The sequence below is a fragment of the Sphingomonas sp. GW821-FHT10C01 genome, assembly GCF_059415525.1.
The window spans coordinates 36,291-49,890 of sequence record NZ_JBWKNK010000008.1; the positions used below are offsets into that span (position 1 = coordinate 36,291).

11 protein-coding genes and 1 tRNA gene are annotated in these 13,600 nt (G+C 66.7%); 11 read left to right on the plus strand and 1 reads right to left on the minus strand.

The window, feature by feature from the left end:
- Positions 1-65 precede the first annotated feature (65 nt).
- On the plus strand, positions 66-995 hold the full coding sequence (locus AC07M1_RS19025) for a DUF3011 domain-containing protein (RefSeq protein WP_495164218.1): 930 nt from the start codon (positions 66-68) through the stop codon (positions 993-995).
- Between the two features lie 17 nt (positions 996-1,012).
- On the plus strand, positions 1,013-1,282 hold the full coding sequence (locus AC07M1_RS19030; RefSeq protein WP_495164219.1) for a hypothetical protein: 270 nt from the start codon (positions 1,013-1,015) through the stop codon (positions 1,280-1,282).
- 16 nt (positions 1,283-1,298) lie between these two features.
- On the opposite strand, the gene AC07M1_RS19035 is transcribed toward AC07M1_RS19030, so the two are convergent.
- Positions 1,299-1,372, minus strand: a tRNA-Cys gene (locus AC07M1_RS19035).
- Positions 1,373-1,539: 167 nt separating this feature from the next.
- Between AC07M1_RS19035 and AC07M1_RS19040 the strand changes: the two genes are divergently transcribed.
- From AC07M1_RS19040 to AC07M1_RS19080, 9 genes are all read left to right on the plus strand, one after another.
- Positions 1,540-2,202 (plus strand): protein-L-isoaspartate O-methyltransferase family protein, encoded by a 663-nt coding sequence (locus tag AC07M1_RS19040; protein ID WP_495164220.1) that lies wholly within the window; start codon positions 1,540-1,542, stop codon positions 2,200-2,202.
- Positions 2,203-2,215: 13 nt separating this feature from the next.
- A complete protein-coding gene (locus tag AC07M1_RS19045; protein WP_495164221.1) occupies positions 2,216-3,724 on the plus strand; it encodes a TolC family outer membrane protein in 1,509 nt (502 codons plus the stop codon).
- An 81-nt stretch (positions 3,725-3,805) separates the two neighbouring features.
- Complete coding sequence (locus AC07M1_RS19050; RefSeq protein ID WP_495164222.1) at positions 3,806-4,273, plus strand: DUF2497 domain-containing protein; 468 nt, start codon at positions 3,806-3,808, stop codon at positions 4,271-4,273.
- 36 nt (positions 4,274-4,309) lie between these two features.
- Positions 4,310-7,096, plus strand: coding sequence for a valine--tRNA ligase (locus AC07M1_RS19055; RefSeq protein ID WP_495164223.1), 2,787 nt, complete (start codon positions 4,310-4,312; stop codon positions 7,094-7,096).
- Positions 7,038-8,546, plus strand: coding sequence for an MATE family efflux transporter (locus AC07M1_RS19060; protein WP_495164224.1), 1,509 nt, complete (start codon positions 7,038-7,040; stop codon positions 8,544-8,546). The genes AC07M1_RS19055 and AC07M1_RS19060 overlap by 59 nt, the downstream gene beginning before the upstream one ends.
- A 139-nt stretch (positions 8,547-8,685) precedes the next feature.
- Entirely contained in the window at positions 8,686-9,750 is a 1,065-nt protein-coding gene (locus AC07M1_RS19065; RefSeq protein ID WP_495164225.1) for a choice-of-anchor A family protein, read from the plus strand.
- A 38-nt stretch (positions 9,751-9,788) separates the two neighbouring features.
- Positions 9,789-10,778 (plus strand): porphobilinogen synthase, encoded by a 990-nt coding sequence (gene hemB / locus AC07M1_RS19070; protein WP_495164226.1) that lies wholly within the window; start codon positions 9,789-9,791, stop codon positions 10,776-10,778.
- 10 nt (positions 10,779-10,788) lie between these two features.
- Positions 10,789-11,316 carry a GNAT family N-acetyltransferase gene (locus tag AC07M1_RS19075; protein WP_495164227.1) on the plus strand — a complete coding sequence of 176 codons (528 nt, stop codon included), beginning with the start codon at positions 10,789-10,791 and terminating at the stop codon, positions 11,314-11,316.
- 24 nt (positions 11,317-11,340) lie between these two features.
- Entirely contained in the window at positions 11,341-13,596 is a 2,256-nt protein-coding gene (locus AC07M1_RS19080) for a fused MFS/spermidine synthase (protein ID WP_495164228.1), read from the plus strand.
- Positions 13,597-13,600 lie beyond the last annotated feature (4 nt).

Below are 13,600 nucleotides of genomic sequence, written 5' to 3' on the forward strand. Positions count from 1 at the left end.
CCGTTCGGTCTATACTATCGGCGAAACGACTTGGCTGGCCGCGTTCCAAACAGGGGAGTCCGCGCATGAGAAGCACGTTGAAGCTGGTGGTGTTGTCCACCGCAATGATCGGGCAGAGCATCACGCCGCTAATGGCTCAGACGCGGCCCGCGCCGCAGGACCGCCCGGTCCCGCTGCCGCGTCCGGTACCCGATCGCCCGGTTCCCTTGCCTCAGCCCGTGCCTGACCGTCCGGTTCCGCTCCCGGGGCCGATCGTCGACCGCCCGGTTCCCTTGCCGCATCCGGTTCCTGGCCGCCCGCGTCCGCCACGGCCCGGCTATCCGGGTTATCCCGGTAACCCCGACTGGAGCAGCAACCGCGGCTATGCCGGTCGCATCACCTGCGAATCGCGCAATAACCGCACCCGCTACTGCAATGTGAACACCCAGAACCGCGTCGTTCTGCTCCGCGCGAATGGCGGCGTCTGCAACCAGGGGCGCGGCTGGGGGTATGACCGGCGCTCGATCTGGGTGCGCGATTGCCGCGCGACCTTTGCCTATGGCTATGGCAATAATTGGGGCGGGGGCTGGCAGCCCGAATATCCAGACCGCGACAAGGGGCCAAGCACTGGGTTGATCATCGGCGGCGTCGCGGTCGCGGCGGGCCTGATCGCCCTGTTGGCGAGCAAGAACAAGAAGCCGAACGATCCGGCGCCCGAAACGCCGCCGACCACCTATCCGCCCGGTCCGCCCGCAGCGCTTTCGGCCGACCTCACGCTGGTGCGGTCGGAAGCCCGGCCCTCGCTACAGACCTGTCTGTTCGAGGCGTCGCGCCAGATCGGTGTGACGGGCGGCACGCGGCTGCGGCTCGACCGCATCACCAATATCGAGCCTGGCAATGGCGGGTGGCGCTTCGCGGCCGATCTGACCGCAAGCTATCCGGACGGCGACCGCACGACGCCCTTCTACTGCCGCGCCACGCCGACCAAGGTGGTTCAGCTCGACTTCACGAACTGAGTCGCTAGGGGCGGCGCATGGATTTCGACGATCAGTTGCGCCGCTATTTCGGGTCCGCCGACCTCGCCTCGATCCCGCCTTCGGCGGTCGAGGCGGGCGTCGAGCGGATGCGGGTCGATTTCGGGCTTGAGAAAGACCGTCCGCGCCGGTTCGCGCTCTGGACGGTGATGTATCTGCTCGGCGCCGCGCCCGATCTGGACGTGGCGTTCAAGGACGAGGCGGACCGGGAGGCCGCGCGCAACTTCATGGATTTGATGGCGATGTCGCAGGAAGGCGAGGGCGGCTAGCCACTCTGTTTCGCGATGGAGGCCCGAGCCGGAATCGAACCGGCGTGCAAGGATTTGCAGTCCTCTGCGTAACCACTCCGCCATCGGGCCCCGAAAGCGAGGGGGCGCTGTGCGCGGGGCGACGGTCCTTTGTCAACACCGCGAAGTGAAAATAGCGTCTTCCCTTGCTTGGCGACACCGCTGCCACAAGATACAAGCGCGCCAATCGAACAAGTGTATTGCGCGACTATAACAGTTGTGCGAACAGGGCTGGAGTTATGATGACCGCAACCGCCGACCTACCCGGTTCCGAAACCGCCCGCGCCGCGATGGTGGTGAGCCAGCTGCGTACCAGCGGCGTCAGCGACGCGCGCGTCGTCGCGGCGATGGCTCAGGTTGAGCGGGAGAAGTTCCTGCCCGAATCGCAGCGCCCGCTGGCCTATCGCGATCGCCCGTTGCCGCTGGGTAACGGCCGCACGCAAAATCCGCCGCTCGCCACCGGCCTGCTGCTCACCGAAGCGCGGCTTCAGCCTTCGGATACGGTGCTGATCGTCGGCGTTGCGGGAGGATACGCTGCTGCGGTCGCCGCGAAGCTGGCGGGCAAGGTCGTTGCGGTCGAGGCTGATTCGGTGCTTGCCGCCGCGGCGCGTACCGCGCTCGACGGTCAAGCCGAGCTGGTTGAAGGGCCGCTGGCCGAGGGCCATGCCGCGGGTGCGCCGTATGACGTGCTGATCGTGGATGGTGCGGTCGAAGAGCTTCCTGCGTCGCTTGCCGCCCAGGTCGCACCGGGCGGAAGAATCGTTACCGGTCTGGTCGATCGCGGCGTGACCCGCCTTGCATCGGGCGTGCGCAGCGAAGGCGGCTTCGGCCTCAATCCGTTCGTGGATATCGAAACCGCCGTGCTTCCGGGGTTCGAGAAGCCGCGCGGGTTCAAATTCTGAGAAAGATAGACGAATGCGATTGAGCCATTTCCTCGCCGGGGTCAGTGTTGCCGGATTGGGTGCCGCAAGCCTTGCGCTGCCTGCCATGGCGCAGACCGTGCCGCCGGCCGCGCAGGCGCCGACCGAGACGCTGCGTGAGGCGATGGTGAAGGCGTACAATACCAACCCCGATCTTTCGGCCGAGCGGTCTCGCTTGCGCGCGACTGATGAGGATGTGCCGATCGCCCGTTCGCGCGGGTTGCCGGGTGTGAGCTCCACGGGTCGCTACAGCGAGAATCTGCACGACAGCGACAACAGCGGACTGTCTTCGCCGCGTCAGGGTAGCGCCGGCGTGAGCTTCAGCCTGCCGGTCTATTCGGGCGGGTCGGTGCGCAATTCGGTGCGCGCGGCGGAAACCCGGGTCGAGGCGGGCCGCGCGGGCCTTCGCAGCGTCGAGGCGCAGCTCTTCACCGATGTGGTCGCCGTCTATCTCGACGTGATCCGCGATGAGGCGATCGTTCGCCTCAACCAGCAGAATGTCCGCGTGCTTGAGGTCAACCTCCAGGCGACTCGCGACCGGTTCGAGGTGGGCGATCTCACCCGCACCGACGTCGCCCAGTCCGAAGCGCGTCTCGCATTCTCCCAGAGCCAGCTTCGTGGTGCGGAATCGAGCCTGATCAGCAGCCGCGAGCGTTATATTCGCGTGGTTGGCACGCCCCCCGGCGCCCTGGCGACACCGCCTGAACTGCCGAACCTGCCCGCCGGGCCGGATCAGGCGGTCGGCGTGGCGCTTGAGGCCAATCCGGCGCTCGAAGGAGCGAAGAAGGCGCGGGATGCGTCCGCCTATGACGTCAGCGTGGCGCGGGCCGCGCGGCTGCCGCAGGTGAGCCTCGGCGTGAACGGCGATTACTATAACCGCTTCGGCGCCGTTCCTGGCCCCGGTCAGCGGGCCGGCGTCGCTAACGACGGGTTCGCGACCAGCGCGGGCGTCAACCTGACGCTGCCGCTGTTCCAGGGCGGCCGTCCGGCGGCGCAGGTCCGCCAGGCCCAGGCGCGCCAGTCGGCGGCGATGGAGCAGGTGACCTCCGCCGAGCGCGGCGTGATCGCACAGACCCGCTCGGCCTATGCGGTGTGGCAGTCGGCGCGGCGCGTGATCGAGAGCAGCACGCTCGCGGTCAGCGCCAACCGGCTGAGCCTTGAGGGCGTCCGCGCGGAAAACAGCGTCGGCACGCGTACCATCCTCGACATCCTCAACGCCGAGCAGGAACTGCTGAATTCGCAGGTCCAGCTCGTCACCGCCGAGCGCGACGCCTATGTCGCCGGCTTTGCGGTGCTCGCGGCGATGGGCCGTGCCGAAGCGGACGATCTGGGCCTCGACGGTGGGCCGCTTTACGATCCGGTGGCGAACTACACCCGATCGCGCCGCAGCCTGTCGGATTGGCGTGACGGCCCGACGCCGGAGCCCCAGGCGACCCGCACCATCGACACCCCCGCCCAGACCCCCGCGGTGTCCGGCCCGATCGATCCGGGTAGCCCTAATTAAATCTTAAAGGGTTATGGTTGACAGATACCCGTCAAATCCGACACTTGGCGGGTTTGGTTATCCCTAACGCGGGAACAACGAATGGGGGACGTCAGTAACGAACCGTCGATGGAGGACATCCTGTCCTCGATCAAACGGATCATCGCCGAAGAGGGCGAGAGTGCGGTCGCGACCCGCACCCGTCGTCCCGCGCGTGCTGCGCCGCCTCCGCCGGTCGTCGATGAGGACGAGATCCTCGAACTGAGCGAGCCGGTCCCGACCGAATCGCGTCAGCCGGAGCCACCCGCTCCGGAACCGGAACCCGTCCAGGTCGAAGCACCCGCCGAACCGATTCTCTCCGCCACCACGGCGCAGGCGACTCGCGGACCGCTCGAGGCGCTGTCGCGCATGCTCGTGAAGCCCGATGTCGCGGGCAGCGACACACTGGAAGGCATGGTGCGCGAGATGCTCCGCCCGATGTTGCGCGAATGGCTCGACGCCAACCTTCCCCGGATGGTCGAGGAAATGGTGCAGCGCGAGATCGCTCGGATCACCGCAGGCCGCGACTGATCTTGCCTTGCCCGACACGCCCGTTAAGGGCGGGGCATGAGCGAACTTCCCAAGACCTTCGACCCGGCTGAAATCGAATCGCGCTGGTATGCGCATTGGGAGGAGGGCGGCCTGTTCCGGCCTGACCGTCCCGGCGCCGAGCCGTGGACGATCGTCAACCCGCCGCCCAACGTCACCGGCTCGCTTCATATCGGGCACGCGCTCGACAATACGCTGCAGGACATCCTCGTCCGCCATGCCCGCCTCAAGGGCAAGGACGCGCGCTGGGTGGTCGGCACCGACCATGCCGGCATCGCGACGCAGATGGTGGTCGAACGTCAGCTCAACGAGCGGCAGGACAAGCGCACCAACTATTCGCGCGAGGACTTTATCGACCTCGTCTGGAAGTGGAAGGAAGAGAGCGGCGGCACGATCACCCGCCAGCTCCGCCGCCTCGGTTGCTCGATGGACTGGTCGAACGAGCGCTTCACCATGGACGAGGGCTTCTCAAAGGCCGTGCTCAAGGTGTTCGTCGACCTGCACAAGCAGGGGCTGATCTACCGCGACAAGCGCCTGGTGAATTGGGACCCCAAGCTCAAGACCGCGATCTCCGACCTTGAGGTCGAATCGCGCGCGGTGCAGGGCCATATGTGGCACTTCAAATACCCGCTCGCGGGTGGCGAAACCTACACCTATGTCGAGCGCGACGCCGACGGAAATGTCGTGCTGGAGGAAGAGCGCGACTATATCTCGATCGCGACCACCCGGCCCGAGACGATGCTGGGCGACGGCGCGGTCGCGGTGCACCCCGATGACGAGCGCTACCGCCCGATCGTCGGCAAGCTCTGCGAAATCCCGGTCGGCCCCAAGGCGCTGCGTCGCCTGATCCCGATCATCACCGACGATTATCCCGATCCCCATTTCGGATCGGGCGCGGTCAAGATCACCGGCGCGCATGACGAGAACGACTATGGCGTCGCGCAGCGCAACAACATCCCGATGTATCGCCTGATGGACGAGAATGCGGCGATGCGCGCTGACGGCGAAGCTTATGCCGTGGCGGCGGCACGCGCGCAGGAGATCGCCGGCGGCGCCCCGTGGACGGCGGCCGAGGTCGATGCGCTCAATCTGGTGCCGGATGCCTATCGCGGCCTCGACCGTTACGAGGCGCGCAAGCGCGTCGTCGCCGATATCGATGCCGATGGCCTGATGATCCAGGTCGAGGACAAGCAGATCATGCAGCCGTTCGGCGACCGCGGCGGCGTGGTGATCGAGCCGATGCTGACCGACCAATGGTATGTCGATGCCGCGACGCTGGCCAAGCCGGCGATCGAGGCGGTCCGTTCGGGCGCGACGAAGGTCGTGCCGAAGAGCTGGGAAAAGACCTATTTCAACTGGATGGAGAACATCCAGCCGTGGTGCGTCAGCCGCCAGCTGTGGTGGGGCCACCGCATCCCGGCCTGGTATGCCGAGGATGGTCGCATCTTCGTCGCCGAGAGCGAGGAAGAGGCGCAGGCGCAAGCGGGGCAGGGCGTTGCGCTCAAGCGCGACGAGGACGTGCTGGACACGTGGTTCTCCTCCGCGCTCTGGCCCTTCGCGACGATGGGCTGGCCGGACGCCGATGTGAAGGCGATGGGCCGCTACCCCAATGACGTGCTGATCTCCGGCTTCGACATCCTGTTCTTCTGGGACGCGCGGATGATGATGCAGGGCTTGCACTTCATGAAGGAAGTGCCGTTCAAGACCCTGTATCTCCACGGACTTGTCCGCGCTGCGGATGGGCAGAAAATGTCCAAGTCCAAGGGCAATGTCGTCGATCCGCTGATCCTGATCGACAAGTACGGCGCCGACGCGCTGCGCTTCTTCATGGCCGCCATGGAGAGCCAGGGCCGCGACGTGAAGATGGATGAGAAGCGGGTCGAAGGGTATCGCAACTTCGCGACCAAGCTGTGGAATGCCGCGCGCTTCGCCCAGTCCAACGGGATCAGCGCGAGCACGCAGATCGAGCCGCCTGTCGCGACCCTCGCGGTCAACAAGTGGATCGTCGCCGAGACGGTGGCGACGGTGCAGGCGATGGACCTGGCCTTTGCCGACCACCGCTTCGACGAAGCCGCCAACGCGATCTACCAGTTCACCTGGAGCCGTTTCTGCGACTGGTATCTCGAGCTGATCAAGCCGGTGTTGCAGACCGACGGCGCCGAAGGGGCCGAGGAAACCCGCCTCGTCGCGGGCTGGGTTCTCGACCAGATCCTGGTCCTGCTCCACCCGTTCATGCCCTTCATCACCGAAGAGCTGTGGTCGAAGCTGGGCGATCGTCCCGACTATCCGCTGATCACCGCGAAATGGCCGATGGCCGACGCGCGGGCGCTGGATTCGCAGGCGGCGAAGGAAATCGACTGGCTGATCCGGCTGGTGAGCGAGCTTCGTGCAGCGCGCAACGAGCTCAACGTGCCGCCGGGCGCGCGCTTGCCGCTGTTCGTTCGCGACGCTCATGCCGATACCGCCGAGCGGCTGGCGCGGCAGGATGTGGTGCTGAGCCGTCTTGCCCGCGTCGATCGCGGTGAGGGTGATGCCCCCGCAGGCGGTGCTCTCCAGATCGTGGTGGACGAGGCGACCTTCGTTCTCCCGCTCGAAGGCGTGATCGACCTCGACGCCGAGCGCGCCCGCCTGACCAAGGCGATCGCGGCGGCGGAGAAGGAGCGCGACAGCCTGAACGCGCGCCTGTCCAACCCCGCCTTCGCCGAAAAGGCCAAGCCCGAGGCGGTGGAGAAGGCGCGTGCCGATCATGCCGAGAAATCGGCCGAGGCGGCACGCCTGGGCGCGGCGCTGGGGCGGCTGGGATAGGGTGCCGCCGCCGGGCAATCGCCGCGACCTGACGCAGGGGCCGATCGGCCGCACCCTGCTGTTGTTCGCCTTGCCGACGCTCGGCTCGAACATCCTTCAGTCGCTCAATGGCTCGATCAACTCGATCTGGGTCGGGCGCTTCCTCGGCGAACAGGCGCTGGCTGCGACCAGCAACGCCAACATCATCATGTTCCTGATGTTCTCGGCGGTGTTCGGCTTCGGCATGGCGGCGACCATCCTGATCGGCCAGTCGATCGGGCGGCACGATATCGAGGCGGCACGCCGCGCGTTCGGATCGGCGATCGGGCTCGTCACCGGCGGCGCGGTATTGATCGCAGTCCTCGGCTGGGTGTTCACCCCGCAGATCCTCGACCTGCTCGCCACGCCGGGCGAGGCGAAGGGCATGGCGCAGGCCTATCTACGCGTCATCTTCCTCGGCCTGCCCTTCTCGATGTTCGGGGTGCTCATCCAGATGAGCCTGCGCGGTGCCGGCGATTCGCTCACGCCCTTGTGGTTCATGGTGCTCAGCGTCGTCATCGATTCGACCTTCAACCCGCTGCTGATCGCGGGGATCGGGCCGTTCCCCCGCATGGGCATCGCCGGGTCCGCCACCGCGACGTTGCTCGCCGGCATCGTGTCGTCGCTGGGCCTGCTGATCTATGTCTATGTTCGCGATCTGCCGATCCGGTTGCGCGGGCGCGAGTTGCGCTACCTGTTGCCCGAACGCGCCCTGGTCCGCACCATCGTCGCCAAGGGGCTGCCGATGGGCGCGCAGATGCTGGTCATGTCCACCGCCGGCCTGTCGATGGTCGGCCTGGTCAACCGGCTCGGCGTCGATACCGCTGCGGCCTATGCCGTCTCGCAGCAGCTCTGGACCTATATCCAGATGCCTGCGATGGCGATCGGCGTCGCGGTGTCGAGCATGGCGGCGCAGAATATCGGCGCGGGCCGCTGGGACCGCGTCGGCGCGATCACCCGCGCCGGCCTGATCTACAACACCGCAATCACGCTGTCGGTGATCGTCCTGATCATCCTGTTCGACCGCCCGGTGATGGCGCTGTTCGTCGGCGCGGACAGCGCCGCGATCCCGATCGCGCGTCATATCCAGCTGCTCGCCAGCTGGACCTTTGTGATGTTCGGCGCGACGATGGTGCTCTTCTCCACCGTCCGCGCCAATGGCGCGACCGTTCCGCCGCTCGTCATCCTCGCGATCACGCTGTTCCCGATCCGCCTCGGCTTCGCCGTGTTCGGGCAGCGCTGGCTGGGCAGCGACGCGCTGTGGCTTGCCTTTCCTCTCGGTTCGGCCTTCTCGCTCGGCTTCGCTGCGCTCTACTATCGCTATGGCCGCTGGCGCGCCGCCGTTCTTCAGGTGCCGCCCGAACCCGATGAAGCCGCCGAACAGGCGCATTCCGACAGCGAACCCGCCGGGCGCCTGCACCCGACGGGTTGAAGGGCATCGAAGCGCGGGCGACGGCGCTTCTGCGCGTCAAGGTCCGCGCGCGGGGCGGCACGGTGGATTCCAGCGACGGATGCCGGGAAATCGAGCCGTCATGGATCGTTTTGCTGCGTTGCAGCGTTATTGCGGTCCTATGCGTATCCATACTCTGCTTACCCTTGGCGCCGCGCTGGTCGCCGCCGCACCCGCCTCTGCCCAGGTCGCGGGCATCGACGCGATGAAGGAATGGAACCTCATCGTGCTTGGCGACCTGCAATCCGCCGGTCAGGTGGAAGGGCGTACCTTTGTCGGCGGTAACCTCAGCGGCAATTCGTCCGACTATCAGGTCCGCACGCCCGCGCCGTCGCCGCGCGGCACGCCTGGCCTGACGGTGGTCGGCGACGTCAATGGCGGTCACAAGAATTTGAACAACGCGTCGGGCGCGGCGATCGGCGGCAACGTCAATAGCGGCTTCAACCTCAACGGCTCGTCGCAGACGGTGCAGGTCGGCGGCACCATCTCCAATACCAACGTCAACCAGAACACCGTCAATTCGGGTCTCAACACCACCAACCCGGCGTTCCGGGTGGGACTTGAACAGCAGAAGAGCTTGCTGGGGTCGAGCCTGACCAACCTGTCTTCGGACATGAAGGGGATGACCGGGAACAGCAGCCTCACCATCAGCGGCAGCCGCGGCACGTTCGACGCCAAGCCGGATGCCAAGGGCGTCGCGGTTTTCAACATCACCAGCGCGGACCTGAACAAGATCAGCGAGATCAAGTTCAACCTCAACGGTGCCGAAACCGCGATCATCAACGTCAGCGGCTCGGCGATCGCGCTCAACCAGAATTTCCTGGGCGGGATCAAGGGGCTGGGGGAGAATGTCATCTGGAATTTCCCCGACGCCACCAGCGTGGCGATCGCCACCGCATGGGGCGGATCGGTGCTGGCGCCCAAGGCGGTCGGCCAGGTCTCCAACAGCATCGATGGTTCGGGCGTGTTCGGCAGCCTGCAACAGAATGGCAGGCTCTCGGGCGGCTATGACGGCAACTATGTCCCGCCGACGACCAATCCGGGGGGCGGCAGCAGCGGCGGGGGCAACCCGACGCCGGTGCCCGAAGAGACGATCGGGCTGTTCGCGCTGGGCGCGGCCGGACTTGGCCTGCTGCACTGGCGTCGCCGGCGCAAGCAGAAGAGCGCTCGCGAAACCGCCGCCTGACGCTTGCGTCGCAGGGCGGGCTGTCCCACAAGCCCGCCATGTCCCATTACCCCGCGCTTCGCCTTCGACGTACCCGTGCTTCGGCCTGGAGCCGCCGGATGCATGCCGAAACCGTACTGACCCCGGCCGACCTGATCTGGCCGCTGTTCGTGACGGAAGGTGAGAACGTCGAGGAGCCGATCGCCTCGCTGCCCGGCGTGTCGCGCTGGTCGGTCGATCAGGCGGTGGCGCGGGCGAGGGAGGCGGCGGCGCTTGGCATCCCCTGCCTGGCGCTGTTCCCCAACACCCCGCGCGATCTGCGCACCGATGACGGGCGCGAGGCGCTCAATCCCGACAACCTGATGTGCCGCGCGATCCGCGCGATCCGCGACGCGGTGCCCGATATCGGCTTGCTCACCGACGTCGCGCTCGATCCCTATACCGCGCACGGCCATGACGGGCTGGTCGATGCGGCGGGCTATGTCCTCAACGACCAGACCGCCGACCTGCTGGTCGGCCAGTCGCTCAACCAGGCGCGCGCGGGGGCGGACATCATCGCGCCCAGCGACATGATGGACGGCCGCGTTGGCCTGATCCGCGAGGCGCTGGAGGGCGAGGGCCATGTCAACGTCCAGATCATGGCCTATGCCGCCAAATACGCCTCGGCATTCTACGGGCCGTTCCGCGACGCGGTCGGCTCGCGCGGGCTGCTCAAGGGTGACAAGAAGACCTATCAGATGGATCCGGCCAATGCCGAGGAAGCACTGCGCGAGGTCGAGCTCGACCTGGACGAGGGCGCGGACAGCGTGATGGTCAAGCCGGGGCTGCCCTATCTCGACATCGTTCGCCGCGTGAAGGAGCGGTTCGAGGTGCCGGTGTTCGCCTATCAGGTAAGCGGCGAGTATGCGATGATCGAGGCTGCGGCAGCGGCGGGCGCGGGGGACCGCGACGGACTGGTGCTGGAGACGCTGATGGCGTTCAAGCGCGCGGGCTGCACCGGCGTGCTGACCTATCACGCGGCGCATGCGGCGCGCCTTTTGGGTGCATGATCGACCGCCAATGATTGAAACCGAGCGCCTGATCCTGCGCAAGCCGCGCCCCTCGGACCATCCCGCGCTGTTTGCGATGTGGGCCGATCCGGCGGTGATGGCCGATCTGGGCCCGGTAAAGGATGCGGTGGCGAGCGAAGCGTCGCTGGCGCGCCACGACAGCTATCGTCACGAAGGGCTGGGCTTCTTCTCTGTCGAGCGCAAGTCGGACTGGGCGGTGATCGGTTTTTGCGGTCTCAAGCGCGGCGATCCGATGCACCCGATTGCGGGCGAGATCGAGGCTGGCTGGATGATCGCGCAGCCCTATTGGCGCCAGGGCTATGCCCTTGAGGCGATGACGGCGGTCATGGCCTGGGGTTGGGAAAGCTTCGCTGTGCCCCGCATTGTCGCGATTACCGCCGAACGAAATCTTGCCAGCCAGGCGATGATGACCCGGCTGGGCATGAACCGGCTGGTGGATGGGGACTTCGATCATCACGCTTTTGCGCCCGGCGATCCCTTGCGCAAGATCGTTACGTACAGCATCAATCGACCGTAAGCGTTGCGTAACGAAGGGGAGACGATGAGCGCCGAAGCGATAACCGATCCGGCGCAAGTCGAACCCGCCTCCACCCAGCGCGCCGTCGGCTCGCTGTTCGTCATCGCCATCCTGCTCGGCAGCTTCCTGCTATTCCTGGTCCAGCCGATGATCGCGCGCATGGCGCTGCCCCGGCTCGGCGGTGCGCCGGCGGTGTGGAACAGTGCGATGCTGGTCTATCAGGCGCTGCTGCTCGGCGGCTATGCCTATGCCCATTGGCTGGGCCGGGTGCCGGTGCGGCAACAGGCGATGATCCATCTTGGCGTGCTGGCAGTGGCGGCCTTGTGGTTGCCGATCGGGCTGATGGCGATGCAGATGCCCGCCGATGCCGAGCCGGCGGTGTGGGTGCCCTGGCTGCTCGGCGCCTCGATCGGGCCGCTGTTCTTCGCGATCTCGGCGCAGGCGCCCCTGCTCCAGCGCTGGTTCGCCGTCGCCTCGGGCGGGCGCGATCCCTATGCGCTCTACGCGGCGTCGAACGTGGGCAGCTTCGGCGGCCTGCTCGCCTATCCGCTGCTGGTCGAGCCGGGGATGGCGCTCAAGGGGCAGAGCTGGCTGTGGACCGCGGGCTATGCGTTGGTGTTCGTTGCGGTCGCGGCGTGTGCGCTGCTGCTGCCGCGCAAGGCCGCCGACCAGCCCTATGTCGATGCGACCAGTCCAGCGCCCTCGCGCAAGCGCGTCGCGCATTGGATCGCGCTGGCCTTTGTCCCATCGGGTTTGATGCTTGCCACGTCGAGTTTCCTGACGACCGACATCGTCGCGGTGCCGATGCTGTGGGTGCTTCCCCTGGGTCTCTACCTCCTCAGCTTCACCATCGCCTTCGCCGCCCGCCGCTGGCCCGCGGAAATCCTCACCCGCTTCGCGCCGGTGACGATCCTGATGTTCGGCGGGCTGATGATCGCCGGGCACAACGCCAACCCCGAACTCAACGCGCTGATGGCGCTGGGCCTGCTCTTCATGGTCGCGGTCGCGCTCCACACGCAGATGTACGACCTGCGGCCCGAGCCCGACCGACTGACCGGCTTCTACCTCGCCATGTCGGTGGGCGGGGCGCTGGGCGGCGTGTTCGCGGCGCTGATCGCGCCGCTCGTCTTCGACTGGACCTATGAATATCCGATCCTGATCCTCGCCGCCGGACTGCTGGTGCCGCAAGTGTTCCTGCTGCCGCCCTTCGCGCGGCTGTGGCGGACGAACGCGCAGGGCAAGCGAATCCGTGTCTTGCTGGTGGCGCTGCTGGTCGCGCTGATCGTGTGGTTCGGCCTGTTCGGCCCTGCCGGACAGCTTGGCGAGAAGGCGCTCGGCCTTCTCTATCTCGCGGTGGCGATCATCGGTCTCTTCACCGTTGGCGTGCGCCTGCCATACATGATCGTGCTGGCCGGCGCGCTGTTCCTGTTCGGTGGCTATCGATCGCTGGCGATGAGCTGGGAAGGGGATGTCCGCACCCGCAGCTATTTCGGCGTCTATACGATCACCGACCTGTCGACCCAGAAGCGGCTGGCGCACGGCACCACGCTGCATGGCGTTCAGCTTGAGGGACATGATCTGCTGCGGCGGATGCCGACGACCTATTATGTCCCTGGATCGGGTGTTGGGCGGGGAATGCTGGCGCTTGAGTCGCTATATGGCTCCGCTGCGCGCGTGGGCGTTGTCGGCCTGGGGACCGGGACGCTCGCCTGCTATGCCCGGCCGGGTCAGGACTGGCGCTTCTACGAGATCGATCCGGCGGTGGTCGATCTGGCGCGGGGGCCGTTCCGTTTCCTGGAGCTGTGCCTGCCCAAGGCGAATATCATTCTGGGCGACGCGCGGGTGCGGCTGAACGAGGCGAAGCCCGCCAGCCTCGACCTGCTGGCGCTTGACGCCTTCTCCTCCGATGCCGTGCCGATGCACCTGATGACGAGTGAGGCGTTCGCGACCTATGATCGCGTGCTCGCCAAGAACGGCTTGCTGCTCGTCCATATCTCCAATCGCTTCATGGCGCTAGAGCCGGTGGTCGCCGCGGCGGCCAAGGCGGGCGGATGGAGTGCGGCGGGGCTGACCTATCGTCCCACGCCTGATGAGGAGATGCAGGAAGCGGCGACGTCGGACTGGATCGCGCTGTCCCGTTCGCCCGAGACGATCGCGAAGCTCAAGGCACGCGGTGGCGAATGGCGCGACCTGCAGCAGACGCCGGGCTTCACGCCGTGGACCGACGACTATGCGACGATCCTGCCGGTGCTGCGCAGCCTGAACAAGGATCTGCCTTGAACGG